Annotated in this window: 10 protein-coding genes and 1 tRNA gene; 3 read left to right on the forward strand and 8 right to left on the reverse strand. The window is 62.1% G+C overall.

Going from position 1 to position 16235, the window contains the following annotated elements:
- Window positions 1-82 precede the first annotated feature (82 nt).
- The 4 genes from PXK01_RS06185 to PXK01_RS06200 all read right to left on the reverse strand — a co-directional run bounded on the left by PXK01_RS06185 (window position 83) and on the right by PXK01_RS06200 (window position 9024).
- Window positions 83-1855 carry a diflavin oxidoreductase gene (locus PXK01_RS06185; protein WP_274859286.1) on the reverse strand — a complete coding sequence of 591 codons (1773 nt, stop codon included), beginning with the start codon at window positions 1853-1855 and terminating at the stop codon, window positions 83-85.
- 5 nt (window positions 1856-1860) lie between these two features.
- Window positions 1861-7365, reverse strand: coding sequence for a glutamate synthase-related protein (locus PXK01_RS06190; RefSeq protein WP_274859288.1), 5505 nt, complete (start codon window positions 7363-7365; stop codon window positions 1861-1863).
- A gap of 174 nt (window positions 7366-7539) precedes the next feature.
- On the reverse strand, window positions 7540-8580 hold the full coding sequence (locus tag PXK01_RS06195; protein WP_274859289.1) for a zinc-dependent alcohol dehydrogenase family protein: 1041 nt from the start codon (window positions 8578-8580) through the stop codon (window positions 7540-7542).
- Between the two features lie 368 nt (window positions 8581-8948).
- Window positions 8949-9024: transfer RNA gene (locus tag PXK01_RS06200), tRNA-Lys, on the reverse strand.
- Window positions 9025-9212: 188 nt separating this feature from the next.
- On the opposite strand from PXK01_RS06200, the gene dapF reads away from it, so the two are divergent.
- The 3 genes from dapF to PXK01_RS06215 all read left to right on the forward strand — a co-directional run bounded on the left by dapF (window position 9213) and on the right by PXK01_RS06215 (window position 12548).
- Window positions 9213-10055 (forward strand): diaminopimelate epimerase, encoded by an 843-nt coding sequence (gene dapF / locus PXK01_RS06205; RefSeq protein ID WP_274859290.1) that lies wholly within the window; start codon window positions 9213-9215, stop codon window positions 10053-10055.
- Window positions 10052-11332, forward strand: coding sequence for a tRNA (N(6)-L-threonylcarbamoyladenosine(37)-C(2))-methylthiotransferase MtaB (mtaB, locus tag PXK01_RS06210; protein ID WP_274859291.1), 1281 nt, complete (start codon window positions 10052-10054; stop codon window positions 11330-11332). Before dapF ends, mtaB begins: the two co-directional genes overlap by 4 nt.
- Before the next feature lie 145 nt (window positions 11333-11477).
- Complete coding sequence (locus tag PXK01_RS06215) at window positions 11478-12548, forward strand: calcium-binding protein (protein WP_274859292.1); 1071 nt, start codon at window positions 11478-11480, stop codon at window positions 12546-12548.
- Window positions 12549-12644: 96 nt separating this feature from the next.
- Here the strand turns inward: PXK01_RS06215 and PXK01_RS06220 are convergent, their stop codons facing one another.
- From PXK01_RS06220 to PXK01_RS06235, 4 genes are all read right to left on the reverse strand, one after another.
- A complete protein-coding gene (locus PXK01_RS06220) occupies window positions 12645-13436 on the reverse strand; it encodes a cytochrome c1 (RefSeq protein WP_274859294.1) in 792 nt (263 codons plus the stop codon).
- A 19-nt stretch (window positions 13437-13455) separates the two neighbouring features.
- Window positions 13456-14787, reverse strand: coding sequence for a cytochrome b (petB, locus tag PXK01_RS06225; protein WP_274846924.1), 1332 nt, complete (start codon window positions 14785-14787; stop codon window positions 13456-13458).
- Window positions 14788-14798: 11 nt separating this feature from the next.
- Window positions 14799-15359, reverse strand: a complete 561-nt coding sequence (petA, locus tag PXK01_RS06230) for a ubiquinol-cytochrome c reductase iron-sulfur subunit (protein WP_274846925.1) — start codon at window positions 15357-15359, stop codon at window positions 14799-14801.
- A gap of 214 nt (window positions 15360-15573) precedes the next feature.
- Window positions 15574-16176, reverse strand: a complete 603-nt coding sequence (locus PXK01_RS06235) for a glutathione S-transferase (RefSeq protein ID WP_274846926.1) — start codon at window positions 16174-16176, stop codon at window positions 15574-15576.
- Between the last annotated feature and the right edge of the window lie 59 nt (window positions 16177-16235).

The raw sequence follows: 16235 nt of genomic DNA on the forward strand, positions 1-16235 counted from the left end.
ACAGTGATCGAGCCAATCCGGTGCAGGCCCGGGGCCGATCAGCTGCCTGACACGGGAGCCTGACACGGGTACTATTGCGGTGTCAGTACACGTCGCGGACGTAACGCTTGTCGCGCTTGAGGCGGTTCACATAGTCACTTGCCGCCTCGGGCGTCATGCCGCCTTGGGTTTCGATGATCGAATGCAGGGCCGCGTCGACATCCCTGGCCATGCGCGTGGCATCCCCGCAGACATAGAAGGATCCGCCCTCTTCCAGCTGGGCGAATAGATCCTTGCCATTCTCGATCATGCGGTGCTGCACATAGACCTTCTCGGCCTGATCGCGGGAGAAGGCGAGATCCAGACGTGTGAGCAGGCCGGAGGCGCTGAAGGCGCTGATCTCATCCTCATAGATAAAGTCGCTCGCCCGGGTCTGGTCGCCAAAGAACAGCCAGTTCGCCCCGCTTGCCCCGCGCATCTGGCGCTCTTCCAGGAAGGCGCGGAAGGGCGCGATACCGGTGCCGGGACCAACCATGATCATCGGCGCGCTGTCATCTTCTGGCACCCGGAAGCTTTTGTTGGGCGACATGAAGATACCCGCCTCTGCGCCTTGCGGCACGTGGTCGGCAAGGAAGGTGGAGCAGACACCGCCATGGGGGCGGTTCTCGGCCATCCAGCGCACGGCGGCAACGGTGAGATGCACCTCGCCCTGGTGGGCCTTTGGGCTGGAGGAGATGGAATAGGCGCGGTGCTGCAAGGGTTTCAGCCAGCTTGTGACCTCTGCCGGATCGAGCTTCAGATCAGGGGCGAGGTTCAGCAGATCCAGCGCGTCCTTGCCCCACAGAAAGGCCTCCAACGCCTCCTTGTCGCCATTGCCGACGACATGGCTCAGCTCGTCATGGCGTGCCAGCGGTTCAATCGCGCGGATGAGATCGCGCGACGGTGTCATGATTTCCAGATCGGTGCGCAGCAGATCGCCCAGCGCGGTGCCGCCAATATCGGTCTCGGCGCTTGCGTCCAGACGGGTGAGCCAGGCCTCCACCAGATCCGGTGCGTTGACCGGCATCACGCCCAGCGCATCGCCGGCCTCATAGGTCATGCCGCTTTCGCCCAGGTCAAAGGCGATATGACGGATTTCCTTGGCGGATTTCGGCCCCGACAGCAGGCGATTGTCCAGCATGGTGGAGCGATAGGGATTTTTGCGGCCCCAGCCGGATTTGGCCTTTTTCGGCGCCGCCTGCGGCGCTGGGTCCCCGGCAGGGGCTGCGGCGCTGATACTGCCCGCATCGGGCAGGGTTGCGGCGATCCAGGCCTCGGCGGCATCCTCGAAATCCACATCGCAATCGATGCGCGACCCAAGTCGCCTGGCGCCCAGTTGCTCCAGCCGGGTATCGACCAGCTTGCCCGCCTGGCAGAAGGCATCATAGGAGGTGTCGCCCAGGGCCAGCACAGCGTAGCTGAGGCTTTCCAGGCGCGGGGCGGTGGGCCCGGACAGGGCCTCCCAGAACTGATGGGCATTGTCGGGCATCTCGCCCTCGCCATAGGTGGAGACCACGACGATCAGGGTCTGCATCATTGCCAGCTGCTCCATCGTCACCTCGTCCATTTCGGCAACCCGCGGGGTGAAGCCCCTGGCGCGCGCCTGGGTGGCGGCCTCCTCGGCAAGGCTCTCGGCATTGCCGGTTTGCGTGCCGTAGAGAATGTCGAGGTATGTGACCTCTGCCGCTTGGCCGGCAGGGGCGGCGGCAGCACCACCCACGCCTGCGGCAAGGCGGGAATGCAGACCTGCGAGAAAGCCGCCAAGCCAGATCTTCTGTTCGCCGGAGAAAGGCGCGTCTTCGGGGATATAGGGAACTTTGGTTTTCATATCAGTCATGTCCGTCATTCCGCCGCGGTGCGGGCGATCACCTCGGGGATCGCGTTTTCGACAAAGAGCGCGTCAAAGCTGGGCACAGCACCCAGTGCCGCGCGGTTCTTGGCGCTTTGATGCAGGATCCAGGCATAGGTGCCGGGGCTGTCCATGCTGAGGATGTTGCGCAGGGAGAGCGCGCGTTTGAAATCGCTCAGGCGTTTGTTGGCCACCAGTGCCGCAAGGCCCGCATCGTCATAGCCATCGATGGCCGCCTTGGCGTGTTTGGCAAGCGCCGCCATCAGCGCGAAATCCTCGGTCAGAATGAGGTTGCGGGCGGTCTTGTCTTGGGCAAGGCGGTCGGCGCTCCGCAGCCGCCTGGCGGCAAGGGTTTGCGCCTGCTCCAGCACGATATAGCTGCCCAGGAGGCGGGCCATCTCTTCGGTGTCCATCTCGCCATAGTCCGGCACCGCACCCTTTTGCACCGGGCGGCCCCGCTTCCAGGCGTTCTTCAGCGCGGTGATCTGATGCGCGGCGAGGGCGGTGGAGAGTTCCTCGACCAGTTCCTTGCGCGAGCGGGCGGCGAGGATGGCATCGGCGTCCTGATATTGCAGCAGGGCCTTGGGCATGATCCAGGCCATGTGCCGACGGGTGTTGTCCCAATCCTTGAGCAGGTCGCTGCCCCGCCGGGAGCCGGTCGCCTCGACATGCCATGCCAGCATCTGGCGCACCGCGCCTTCATGGATCGCTGCGTGGTCGGAGCCATCCGCGAGGGTGCCTGAGAACACGGAATCGGCGCTCATCAGCTCGGGAAGACGGCCTTCGGGATCGAATTGATAGGCAAAGCCCCCGGACATGCCGTTGCCAAACCCCTTGGCAAAGCTGCCGATATTCAGGATCGCGCCGTTGGTCATATATTCGGCGCAGAAGTCCCCGACGCCTTCGACCACGGCGGTGGCCCCGGAGTTGCGCACAGCGAAACGGTCCCCGGCCTGGCCTTCCACGAAGGTGCGCCCGCCTGTTGCTCCGAACAATGCGAAATTGCCGATCAGCACATTCTCGCGCCCCTGGGCGCCGCCGGGGCTGCGCACGATGATTTCGCCGCCGGACGCGCCCTTGCCGACGCCGTCATTGCAGGTGCCGGTATGTTCGAGGACCATGCCGTCATTGCAAAAGGCACCGTAGCTTTGCCCGGCTGAGCCGCTGGTGAAGATCTGCACCGCGCGCGGTTCAAGATAGCGACGGCCCCGACTGTCCTCGAAGGCGGCCGGGGGCAGCGCGGTCAAGTCATGGTTCAGCAGGCGCTCGATATCGATGCCAAGCTGACCGCCGACGGTCTTGTTGCGGTTGTTCAGCGGCGCGTTGGGGCTCAGCTTGATCTGTCGCTCGCCCTTGTCCACCAGCCTGGACTTCACCTGCTCCAGCAGGGCGTCATCGACCGAGAAATCCTTTTCCAGATAGATCGGGTTCGCTACCTTGATCTCGGGAACAGGGGTCAGCATCGCCCGCAGATCCAGCTGGCCGACCGAGGAGGGGTGATCCAACAGGTGCAGCAGGTCGCAGCGGCCTCTTGCCTCGGCCAAGGAGCGCAGCCCCAGGCTGGCCAGGATTTCGCGCACCTCATGGGCGATGTTCAGCAGATACTGTGCCAGGGCGCGCGGGTCGCCATCGAACACCTCGGGGTTCGTGGTCAGGCCGGCGGGGCATTTGACATTGCAATTCTTGGCCATCACGCATTTCAGCATCATCAGCGCGGTGGTGCCGAATTCGAAACTGTCGCCGCCCAGCAGCGCGCCCTTGACCACATCCGAACCGGTCTGCATCGCGCCAGAGCAGCGCAGCAAGACCTTTTGCCGGATCCCATTGGCACAAAGCGCCTGGTGGACTTCGGCGATGCCGATTTCGGCGGCGCGGCCGGTGTATTTCAAGGAGGTCACAGCCGCAGCGCCGGTGCCGCCTGTATTGCCTGCGATATTGATCACATCGGCCCCGGCCTTGGCGACGCCGACGGCGATGGTGCCGATACCCTCGGAGGAGACCAGCTTGACGATGACGCGCACCCGGGCGGCCTTGGCGTCGTGGATGAGCTGGCCCAGATCCTCGATCGAATAGGTGTCGTGATGGGGCGGCGGGCTGATCAGCTCCACCCCCGGGGTGCCGCCCCGTGCGGCGGCGATCTCGACGGTGACCTTGGCAGCGGGAAGCTGCCCCCCTTCGCCGGGCTTGGCGCCCTGTCCGATCTTGATTTCGATCTCTTCCAGGTTGGGATCGGCCAGATACCCGGCCCAGACACCAAAGCGCCCAGAGGCAAACTGCTTGATGCGGGAGGCGCGGATCGTGCCATAGCGCGACAGGTGCTCGCCACCCTCACCGGAGTTGGACATGCCGCCCACCATATTGGTGCCATGGGCCACCGCCTCGTGGGCAGAGGCGACCAGCGCCCCGTGCGACATGGCGCCGGAGGCCAGGCGTGGCGTGATGTCAGAGGCCGGTTGCACCTCGGACAGGTCAATGCGGTCTGCAGCAGGGCGCAGGCGGGATACGTAGTCCAGCGCCATGCCCTTGACCGTGACGTGCAGCGCACCCCTGGTGATGTAATGCCCTTCGACATCCTTGCCGAAGCGCTCCACCAGGGTTTCCGCCAGCACATCCAGGCGACCAAGATCCCCCGCCTTGGGTCCGGTCAGGCGGAGCCGGAACAGTTTTTTGTCGAGCGGTTCGGCATCAAGGCCGCGAATAACGAAGTCAGTGTTGCCCGCGCGGTTGAAGAGCATCATCTCGCGCTTCATCTCCGCCACCGTGTCGAGGAAGGTGATGTCCGCCGGAAAGGCAAGCACATCGCGCAAGGCGGCCGGGCGGCGGTTGCGTTCTTCGGCCATGGTCGCCGAGAAGGAGCGATAGCCCGGCGTGATCTGAAACCCGTCGATCTGCGCCTTGGACAGCTTCTCGAAAGAGGTGTTCACATAGCCGGTGTCGTCGATGCCGAAGGCGTCATCCATCTGTCGCAGGGTGAGCAGGCGGAAGGGGTCGGTTTCGCCATCCAGATCGCGCGCCTGGTCCGTGGCAAATGTGATGGCTTCTTCGGTCAGATCCACAAAGCCCCGCACGGCAGTGGTGCCATAGGAGTGGCCGGCCCCCTCGGCGCGTTCCTTGAACAGGCCAAGGATGGGGATGTCCTTGTCGCTTTTCACGCTGAGGGCGCGCTCATGCCAGTCGGCCACCGATTTGGCGACCACATCAAAGCGCACACCGCCGACCGGGGTTTTCATATTGGGCAGGTATCTGGCGAATACAGGATCGTTGGTGTCCAGGAAGTTGGGTTCGAAGAACTCCCCGCCCGAGTAGGATTCGACGGTGCAGAGCCCCACCTTGCCCATGGTCTTCATCAGGGATTTTTCTGCCGCTTTCCGGAACTTGAGATAGGCCGCGCGGGCTCCCTCCTGGCCATATAGCTCTTCGGCGCGCATCCGCACGGCGAGCGGGTAGACCGCAGAGGCCCCGAACCCAAGCGCGCAGGCGATGTGATGCGACGAGCAGATCTGCCCGCTTTCCACCACCAGCGAGACCTTGAAGCGCATCCCCTCCTCGATGAGCCGCTGGTTGATCGCCGAGACGGCAAGCGTCATCGGCATCGGAGCCAGGGCGCGGCTGATATGACGGTCGGACAGAATCGCGATACCGCCCTGGTCGCGCGCAAAGGCGACCACCTCATTGGCGATGGCGTCGATGGCCTTGGTCAGCGCCGCCTCATTGGCCGTCCCATCCGCGAAATCCGGCGCATAGAGCGTGTCAAAGCGTGCCCATGGGGTTGCGTCCTGCGCCTTGATCTTGAGCATTTCGCCCATCAGCAGAACCGGCGAGTTCACCACGATCTGCCGCGAGCGGCTTTGTCCCAGATGCGGCTTTTCGCCAAGCGCGACGCGCAGCGTCATGCCATCCGCTTCACGGATCGAGTCCAGCGGCGGATTGGTCACCTGCGCGAACCGCTGGCTGAAGTATTTGGCAACGCCGCCTTCATTGTCGCTCAAGGCATTGATCGCGTTGCCATAGCCCATCGCGGACACCTTCTCGACGCCGGTTTGCAGCATCGGATCCATCAGGAATTTGAAGCATTCCTGGTTGAGCGTGTAGCCGACATAGCGCGCGGGGCGCTCAAGATCGCCCTCATAACCCGCGGCGGCAACCGTAGGGGTCGTCACCGCGCATGCGGGCAGATCATCGATATTGACCTGTGCCTCGGCGAGGAGACGGGCGTAATCCTTGGCCTTGGCCAGCCGTTCCAGCGCCTCTTCGGTCTCGTAGATGCGGCCTTCGGCATGGTCGAGATAGATCATGCCGCCTGCCTCGACGCGGCCACGGCGCAGCACGGTTTCGGGCGGGAAATCGATCTGCCCCGCCTCGGACATCACCGCGAGATAGGCATCGGTTTCGACCGTGCGCATCGGGCGCAGGCCCAGGCGATCAAGACGGGCGCCAATGATGGTGCCATCACCAAAGACCAGCGCGGCGGGGCCGTCGTTCTTTTCTTCCGAAAGCGAGAAATACTCCAGCATCTGCCGCACCTGCGGGCTGATGCGGGCGTCGTTTTCCCAGGCCGGCGGCATCATCGCCACCACGGCGGTGACCAGATCGAGACCTTCGCCATAGACGCGGGCATTCAGGGTCTGATCCAGACGGCAGCTGTCCGATTGCCCCTTCGGGCGCAGGATGGCCGTGTTGCGCGCCAGCGCGATTGCGGCCTCGGAGAGGCGGTTCTTCTTGTCGGTGTTCAGCTCGCCATTATGCGCCATCAGCCGGAACGGCTGCGCCATGGACGGATGCGGATCGGTATTGGTCGAAAACCGGGTGTGGAAGTAGAGCGTATGCACCGCGTGGTCGGGGTCGCTCAGATCGCGGAAATACGGGATGATTTCCCAGGAATTGAGACGGCCCTTGAAGACCTGCATCCGCGCCGAAAGCGACAGCGGATAGAAGCCTTCAAGCGCCGGATCGGTATAGGCCTGGGCCTCGATCTCCAAGAGCGCCGAATGGATGCGCCGGTCAAAGGCGGCTTGTTCCATGCCTTCGGGCGCGGTGAAGACCCATTGCACGATGGGCAACTGCAACTTGATGGCGCGCGGCCCGATCGCGTCAGTGTTGACCGGCATATTGCGCTGGGTCTTGGTCTGGAACCCGGCCCCGGAGAGAGTGGTTTCGATGATCCGCGCGGCGCGGTCATGCTGCGCCGGATCGGCAGGCAGGAAGAAATTCCCGACGCCAAAGCGCCCTTTTTCCAGGTCCACTCCGGTCAGCTTGCGAAAGAAGGCCACAGAAAGGTCCACCGACACGCCGGCGCCATCGCCAACGCCTTCGGACGACATGCCGCCCCGATGCGGCACCGCACAGAGCGCCTCATGGCCTTTCAGCAAGACGTCATGAACCTGTGTTCCGTCTTTGCGCGTGAGGAATCCGACACCGCAATTGCTGTGTTCAAGCGTAGAGTCGTAAAGACCATGGGGATTGGGACAGGCGGGCAAGCTTATCTCCCTAGACAGCATTATGAGACGCGAAAGGAGGGATCCTTTCGTGCACAAGAAGGCTTTGATGTCTGGCGAAAAGCTTGAGAGCCACGTTGAGCCGAGACGGGGTATCCCGCCTCTGGCCGATTTGCAAGGGGCTGGGCCCGGAACACGGAACCAGTACCCTGCACCGGGGTGCCGGTGGTTCCGAGGCTAGAACTTGGTGATGACGGTTGCGCCGACGGATTGGAACTTGTCCATGTCCATCAGGGCTGCGGGCGCCTCTTCAAGGCTGATCCTGTTGCCCACCAGACGTCCGGGATCCAGTTTGCCATGGGCGATCATATCCAACATGGCGTCATACCGGTGGGCTTGCATGCCATGAGAGCCGATGATTTCGATCTCCTGGCCAACGACTTTTGGCATCGGAACGGCAGGGGCCGCGTGATCGCCCAGCAGCAGGCCGACTTGAATGTGCTTGCCGCGTCGTTTCAGGCACATGATCGAATTGTGCATCGTCACCGGGTGCCCCAGGGCATCAAGCGACACATGCGCACCACCACGGGTGATCTCCATTATGGCCTCCGGAACGCTGGCGACAGTCTTGCCGTTGATCGCCGCGACAGCACCAAGATCCCGGGCCAGCTGCAGCTTCGTGTCGTCCAGATCGACCGCGATAACGTTGCAGCCCAACGCGTTGGCGATCATCACCGCGGACAGGCCCACGCCTCCGCAACCATGCACGGCAACCCATTGACCGGCTGCGGCCTGTCCCTGATCCACGACCGCGCGAAACGAGGTCGCAAAGCGGCAGCCAAGGCTGGCGGCGGTGGCGAAATCCATGCTTTCGGGCAAGGGCACAACATTCAGATCCGCCTTGTGGATCGCGACATATTCCGCGAAGGATCCCCAATGGGTAAAGCCGGGCTGTTCCTGATTGTGGCAGACCTGCTGATTGCCCGAATGACACTCCGGGCAGGAGCCACAGCCGGAAATGAAGGGGACCGTCACCCGGTCACCGGGCTTCCAGTTCTTGACGTCGCGCCCCACCGCTTGGATCACGCCGGCCAATTCGTGGCCCGGCACATGCGGCAACTCGACATCGCTGTCATGCCCCATCCAGCCGTGCCAATCCGAGCGGCACACGCCGGTGGCCTCGACCTTGATGACAACCCCATCAATGTCGGGAGTCGGGTCATCAACGGTGACCAGCTTCGGGGCCTCTTGGAATTTCTCAAACAGGACTGCTTTCATGGCTGTACCTTTCGACGCATCGGCAAACCCGGGGCGGTCTGTCCCGGCAGGGTGGAGAAGCCTTGCTAACCCAGCCTTGGCGTGAAGAAAACAGGGCAGGGGCTTCCACACGGTTACGGGTCCATGAAGGAATCCGTGCTTGCAGTGGCCGACCAACAAGGATGCCCTGCTTGGGGCACCGGGACACACTGGATGCCGGAAAAGCGCAGGCAGGGGACATTCCCGACGTGCCGATACGGGAAAAACAGGTCTGTCGTGAGCCGCGCCAGAGAAGATGATTTCCATCTCAAAAGAACGGACCAAGCCCCACCGCAAGCGGCAGCATCGCGTGTGGTCTGTTTTCAGTGTTTTGATTTCATTTCAGAAAGTGGTGAGCCGTGCAGGATTCGAACCTGCGACCCACTGATTAAAAGTCAGTTGCTCTACCAACTGAGCTAACGGCCCACTTCTGTTCTGCGGTCTAAGCGAATTCATCCAGAAGGATCAAGCGCTTAATTCGCTTCGGTCCGGCTTGGCTTTGTCATCCATGCTGTCCCGATAGGCGGCGTATCTAGGGGGAGAGCGGCGGGGGGTCAACCCCTTTTTTCAAGTTTATCCGCGCAAGGCTGGATTCATTTCGATGCGAGGTCTATATGCCCGCCATGAGCACATCAGATCATATCGGATTCCCCTTCATGAAGATGCACGGGCTGGGCAACGACTTTGTCGTTGTGGATACGCGTGCACAGGATATCGCGATCACGCCCGCGCTGGCGAAGGGAATCGCTCATCGCCAATTCGGCGTGGGTTTCGATCAGCTCGCCGTGATCTCAAACGGCGCCGGGGATGCGCATCTGACCTTCTACAATGCCGATGGCTCCACCTCGGCGGCCTGCGGCAATGCCACGCGCTGTATCGCCCGTCACCTGATGGAGGAGAGCGGCAAGGACGCGCTGCATCTGACCACCGATCGCGGCGATCTTTATGCGCGGGACGCGGGGGAGGGGCTGACCTCGGTCAATATGGGTGCCCCGCAGTTGGACTGGCAGGAGATCCCACTGGCCGAGGAAATGGACACGCTGGAGCTGCCCATCGAAGGCGGCCCCACCGCCACTGGCATGGGGAACCCGCATTGCACCTTCTTTGTCGAGGACGCCGATCTCATTCCGCTGGAAGACTTCGGACCGCGCTACGAGCATCACCCGCTTTACCCCGAACGCACCAATGTGCAGGTCGCGCATATCGTCGGCCCCGATCACATCCGCATGCGGGTCTGGGAGCGCGGTGTGGGGGTGACGCTGGCGTCTGGGTCCTCCTCTTGCGCCACCGCCGTCGCAGCGGCGCGCAGGGGCCTCACAGGGCGCCGGGTGCGCATTGATCTGGATGGGGGCACCCTGTGGATCGACTGGCGCGAGGATGGCGTCTGGATGACCGGTCCGACCATGCATGTGTTCAGCGGCAGCTTCACCGCCGAATTTCTGGAGTCGCTGGGATGACAGCGCCCAAATTCACCACATTGGGCTGTCGCCTGAACGCCTATGAGACAGAGGCGATGAAAGAGCTGTCCCGTGCCGCCGGGTTGGAGGACGCGCTGGTGGTGAACACCTGCGCGGTAACGGCCGAGGCGGTGCGCAAAGCGCGGCAAGAGATTCGCCGCCTGCGCCGGGAAAACCCCGAGGCGCCGATCATCGTCACCGGCTGCGCCGCCCAGACCGAGCCCGAAACCTTTGCCGCCATGGAAGAGGTCACGCGCGTCATCGGCAATACCGAGAAGATGCAGCCCGAGACCTGGGCCGAAATCGCCAAGGGGCCGGATTTCATCGGCAAAACGGAAAAGGTTCAGGTCGACGACATCATGTCGGTGACGGAAACCGCAGGCCATCTGATCGATGGATTCGGCACCCGCAGCCGCGCCTATGTGCAGGTGCAGAACGGCTGCGATCACCGCTGCACCTTCTGCATCATCCCCTATGGCCGGGGAAATTCGCGCTCGGTGCCTGCTGGCGTCGTTGTAGACCAGATCAAGCGGCTGGTGGACCGGGGCTATAACGAGGTGGTGCTGACCGGCGTTGACCTGACCTCCTGGGGCGCCGACCTGCCCGCACAGCCGAAACTGGGCGATCTGGTGATGCGGATCCTGAAGCTGGTGCCGGACCTGCCGCGCCTGCGGATTTCATCGATCGATTCGATCGAGGTGGACGAGAACCTGATGCAGGCCATCGCCACCGAGTCGCGCCTGATGCCGCATCTGCATCTCAGCCTGCAGCATGGCGACGACATGATCCTGAAACGCATGGCGCGGCGGCATCTGCGTGACGATGCCATCCGCTTTGCCGAAGAGGCGCGCCGCATGCGCCCCGATATGACCTTTGGCGCCGATATTATCGCGGGGTTCCCGACCGAAACCGAGGCCCATTTCGAGAATTCGCTGAAGCTGGTCAGTGATTGCGATCTCACCTGGTTGCACGTCTTCCCCTACTCGAAACGCGAAGGCACGCCTGCGGCGAAGATCCCGAAGCAGGTGAATGGCAAGGTGATCAAGGAGCGCGCCGCGCGTTTGCGTGCCGTAGGTGATGCACAGGTGCAAAAACACCTGGCGGCGCAGGTCGGGCGCAGCCACCGCATCCTGATGGAAAACCCCCATATGGGCCGCACCGAGCAGTTCACCGAGGTGACATTCGATGCGCCTCAGGAAGAGGGACAGATCGTGACGGCGGTGATTACGGCTGTGCGTGGGGGCCAACTGATAGCGGCAAACGACGAACATTCCTGATCACCGTTGATTGCGCTTACAGATATTGGGTGCGCTTGTGGGAATGTCGTCAGCGTATCACCCTTTTGGCGACACACTCATAAATTGTTCACCATCTTTCTCCACTCTCCCTCATCACACTGCAAACAGAATGTTTGAGGGAAAAATGGTAGAAATTCATTTCAGTGGCGGCAACGTCGGCATGTTTTCCTGGAGCGGACGGGGGTACCGCTTCAACCCGGAGACCGGTGCGTTCAGGCTGCAAAGCGGCAATGAACCCGGGAGCTATGAGCCTGCGGTCACGATCGAGACAATCGCGGGCAAAGGTGATGTTGTCACTGAGTTCACCCTGCGAAATACATCCGAAGATATTGGAAGTTGGGAGGTGGAGACGCTTGGTGTTTCCGGCCTCGAAATACCCGTAGACGAATTCGCGAGCGTCATATCTCGCGGCTTTTTTGTAATCGACGAGATTGTGAATTACGCCGAAGCAGAAAATGGTTCGGGAAACTCAGGTGTTGTGAGCATCCATGGCGGCATCGACAAGGATGTCTTCTATCAACCGGATTCCGCCGCCCTTGCCGTCGATAATACGATTCATATGGGCGGTGGCGACGACGTGGTGTCTGCTGGAAATGGCCGGGATACTGTCTTTGGTGGCGCAGGCAACGACAATCTTCTTGGTGGCGATGGAAATGACCGGCTCTTTGGCGGGCGGGGGGATGACTACCTGATCGGCGAAGGTGGAAACGACAGGTTGAACGGCGGCGCAGGCACCGACACGCTTTACTCCAACTATGGAAACGACACGCTGCGTGGCGGCGGTGGGGATGATATTTTGATCTCCATAGGCGGCGATGAAGGCGGCGATCACCGCCTTTACGGTGGGCGTGGAAATGACACTCTTTGGGCAGGTGATGGCGGCGATGGAATGCTCACCGGCGGCGCAGAGGCGGACACCTTCTTCTTCCGGCAGGGTACCGGTCATGACACGATCACCGACTTCGAGCTGGGGGTCGATACGCTTTGGCTGCATCCGAACATGGGGGTCGATACGCAGGATCTGGCGTCGGTTACGCAGATCACCGATGACGGGATCGTCCTCACCTTTGGGGCTGATGACAGTATCACGCTGCTGGGTATCAGCGATCTTGATGCCCTGATCGACAATAGCATCGTGTCCTACAGCGACGGCACCCTGAGCTTTGGTGATAGCGTGGTCAATATCCTGTACTGACGCCTGGCCGTTCTGGAGTGCGCTCAGTGAGGGCTCATAAGAAAAACCCCCGCCACTGGCGGGGGTTGCTGTTTCTGCATCAAGGTCCGACCCGGTTTAGGAGGTCTTCTTGCCCTTGTGCGGTGCCCAGAGGCGCTTGTTGGTCAGGTACAGCAGAACCGACAGCAGGGTCAGGATCAGCACACCGACGAAACCGGCCTGTTGGCGGGCCATCATCTTGGGCTCGGCGGTCCACATCAGGAAGGCCGCGACGTCCTGCGACATGTGGTGCACGTCATTGGCATGGCCGTCAGCGAATTCCACCTGCTCGTCGGACAGCGGCGGCGCCATCGAGATCCAGCCACCGGGGAAGGCGGTGTTCTCGTAGAAGATGGTGCCTGCTTCTTCCTTTTCCTTGCCGGTGTAGCCGTCCAGCAAGGAGGCGATGTATTCCGCACCGCCCATGCCCTTGAACAGCTGGTTCATGCCCGATCCGTAGGGACCGTGGAAGCCGGCACGCGCCTTGGCCATCAGGCTGAGGTCGGGGGCACCTGCGGCGGTGTTCGCCGGGAAGTGATCGACAGGCTTGGCCGGGCGGTCTTCGTCCAGTTCCGGGTCGTAGACGGTGAAGTTATCGGCCGCATAGGCGCGCACCTGTTCCTCGGGCAGGCCGGGGCCGCCTTCATCGGAGAGGGTGCGGATCGGCACGAACTTCAGCCCGTGACAGGCCGCGCAGACCTCGGTGTAGATCTGAAGGCCGCGCTGCAGCTGGTTCTGGTCGTACTTCCCGAAGGGACCTTCGAAGGAGAACTGGAAGTCCTCCACGTGGCCGGACCCACCTGCCGCAAAACCTGCGGCAGGGACGAGCGCCAGAGCGAAGGCGGCACCGGTTGCGAGTTTCTTCAACATAGGTAGCAGTCCTTCTAGCTTACTCGGCAGGAGTGGCTTCACCGGATTTCTTGCCATAGTGGGCGTCGAAATCCTCTTCGATGGTTTCCGGCATCGCATCCGGCTTCTCGATCACACCCAGGAGCGGCAGGATCACCAGGAAGTAACCGAACCAGTAGGCGGAGGCGATCAGCGAGAAGGAGGCATAGGGCTCTTCCGCGGGCATCGCACCCAGCCACATCAGGGCGAAGAAGTCGATGACCAGCAGGTAGAACCACCATTTGAACATCGGACGGTAGCGACCGGAGCGCACGCGGCTGGTGTCCAGCCAGGGCGCCAGGGCCATCACCGCGATGGCACCGAACATGGCCAGCACGCCGAAGAACTTGGCGTCGATGATGCCGCCGGTCACGAAGGAGGCGATCTGAACCACCCAGACTTCGGAGGTGAAGGCACGCAGGATCGCGTAGAAGGGCAGGAAGTACCATTCGGGCACGATGTGCGCAGGTGTCACCAGCGGGTTGGCTTCGATGTAGTTATCGGGGTGACCCAGGTAGTTCGGCATGAAGCCGACGATGGCCCAGAAGATCACCAGCACCACGGCCAGACCCAGGAAATCCTTGATCACGAAGTAGGGCCAGAAGGGCAGGGTGTCTTTCGCGGCTTCTTCCTTGGACCCTTTGCGGACATCAACACCGGTGGGGTTGTTGTTGCCGGTGGTGTGGAACGCCCAGATGTGGACGATCACCAGGGCGGCGATCACGAAGGGCAGGAGGTAGTGCAGCGAGAAGAAGCGGTTCAGCGTGGCGTTGTCCACGGCGGGTCCGCCCAAGAGCCAGGTCTGGATCGGCTCGCCGATGAAGGGGATGGCGCCAAACAGGCCGGTGATCACGGTCGCGCCCCAGAAGGACATCTGACCCCAGGGCAGAACGTAGCCCATGAAACCGGTGCCCATCATCAGCACGAAGATCAGCATGCCGATGATCCAGGTGATCTCGCGCGGGGCCTTGTAGGAGCCGTAGAACAGACCGCGGAAGATGTGGATGTAGACGGCAACGAAGAACAGCGAGGCGCCGTTGGCGTGCAGGTAGCGCAGCATGAAGCCGCCGTTCACGTCCCGCATGATGTGCTCGACGCTGGCAAAGGCCAGGTCCACATGGGGGGTGTAATGCATCACCAGGACGATGCCGGTGACGATTTGCAGCGCCAGGCAGAAGGCCAGGACGATGCCCCAGATCCACCACCAGTTCAGGTTCTTGGGGGTGGGGATCATGATGGTGTCATAGATCAGGCCGACGATGGGCAGGCGGCTGTGCAGCCACTTTTCTGCGCCCGTCTTCGGTTCGTAATGGTCGTGCGGAATACCGGACATGTTGCGTCTCCTTATCCCAGCTTGATGGTGGTTTCGTCGACGAATTCGGCGACCGGCACATGCAGGTTCTCAGGCGCGGGACCTTTGCGGATCCGGCCTGCGGTGTCGTAGTGCGACCCGTGGCAGGGGCAGAACCAGCCGTTGAATTCACCGGCACCATCGCCCAGCGGCACACAGCCGAGGTGGGTACAGACACCCATCATCACCAGCCATTCGCCGGCTTCGTCCATGGCGCGGTTCTCGTCCGACGCGTCGGTGCCCGGCTTGTTCGGGTTTTCCGAAGCGGGGTCGATCAGATCCGTCAGTGCAACCGCACGGGCTTCGTCGATCTCCGCCTGGGTGCGGCGGCGAATGAACACCGGCTTGCCCAGGAACATCACGGAAATCTGTGTTCCCACTTCCACGCCACTCACATCCACCAAGATCGAGGACAGAGCCTTGACGTCAGCAGAGGGATTCATCTGGTTGACCAGCGGCCAGACTGCGGCACCTGCGGTGACAGCTCCGGCGCCAGCGGTAGCGTAGTAGAGGAAATCTCTCCGAGTTCCTTCGTTATCTTCTACGTGGGACACGAGGTTTTCTCCAATTCCAGCGCCCGTTTAGGGCAAACATGCGCATGCACTGCTAGAATTCCGCAGTGCCTCATCGCGGGTATCTAGCGGGGAGAACTGCTTTCGTCCAGCCGTCATATACGCGCAGTACCCCGGTGCATGCAGTTTCTTTCGACAAGCTGTCACAAAAACCACTGTTCCCCGGTAGGGATCCGTTAAACCTTAAAGGGCGGTCTCAGGCGGCGGGCGGCATGCTGGCCTGCATCGAGGGGCGCGATTCGAACTCTGCGAACCAATCGGCCAGGGCCTCGTTGCCGTGACGCCAGTTGGAGGTGGGATGGCGGAAATCGAGATAGGCCAGCGCGCAGCCTACGGCGATTTGCCCCATGTCCAGCGGCCCCTTCAGATGCGCCATCCAGCGATCGTTGAGCGCCGAGCAGGCGCCCAGAACCTTGCCCAGCTGCGCCTCCAGCCAGGGCTCGAAAACCATCTCCTCGGGGCGCAGGCGGCGCTCGTAGGTCATCAGTACGGCGGCATCCATGATGCCATCCGCCGTGGCCTCCAGCACCTTGGTATCCCAGGAGCGCCCATATAGATTGCTGCCCGCGCGGTGATCCAGATAGGCGCAGATCACCCGGCTGTCATAAAGCGTCGGCCCGTTGCCGCGCGACAGGGCCGGGATCTTGGCCAGGGGGTTGCTGGTCTTCACGCCCTCGTCGGGGTTCAGTGCCGTGGTCTGCACATCGATGATATCCACGTCGTCCAGCTGCTCGGTTTCGTGCAGAACCACCATGACCTTGCGCACAAAAGGCGAGGCCGCCGAGTAATAGAGCTTCATGATCTCTCTCCCCTGATTTTTCCCGCAGCCTACAGGCTGTTGCGACAAAGGAAAGAGGC

The organism is Phaeobacter sp. PT47_59, from assembly GCF_028890025.1.
GTDB lineage: Bacteria > Pseudomonadota > Alphaproteobacteria > Rhodobacterales > Rhodobacteraceae > Phycobacter.

What these genes read in the sequence shown, in the direction of transcription:
- PXK01_RS06235 (WP_274846926.1), bottom strand. Translation starts at nt 16,176, where the DNA reads ATGAAGCTCTATTACTCGGCGGCCTCGCCTTTTGTGCGCAAGGTCATG.
- PXK01_RS06195 (WP_274859289.1), bottom strand. Translation starts at nt 8,580, where the DNA reads ATGAAAGCAGTCCTGTTTGAGAAATTCCAAGAGGCCCCGAAGCTGGTC.
- PXK01_RS06215 (WP_274859292.1), top strand. Translation starts at nt 11,478, where the DNA reads ATGGTAGAAATTCATTTCAGTGGCGGCAACGTCGGCATGTTTTCCTGG.
- PXK01_RS06190 (WP_274859288.1), bottom strand. Translation starts at nt 7,365, where the DNA reads ATGCTGTCTAGGGAGATAAGCTTGCCCGCCTGTCCCAATCCCCATGGT.
- PXK01_RS06220 (WP_274859294.1), bottom strand. Translation starts at nt 13,436, where the DNA reads ATGTTGAAGAAACTCGCAACCGGTGCCGCCTTCGCTCTGGCGCTCGTC.
- PXK01_RS06185 (WP_274859286.1), bottom strand. Translation starts at nt 1,855, where the DNA reads ATGACTGATATGAAAACCAAAGTTCCCTATATCCCCGAAGACGCGCCT.
- dapF (WP_274859290.1), top strand. Translation starts at nt 9,213, where the DNA reads ATGCCCGCCATGAGCACATCAGATCATATCGGATTCCCCTTCATGAAG.
- mtaB (WP_274859291.1), top strand. Translation starts at nt 10,052, where the DNA reads ATGACAGCGCCCAAATTCACCACATTGGGCTGTCGCCTGAACGCCTAT.
- petB (WP_274846924.1), bottom strand. Translation starts at nt 14,787, where the DNA reads ATGTCCGGTATTCCGCACGACCATTACGAACCGAAGACGGGCGCAGAA.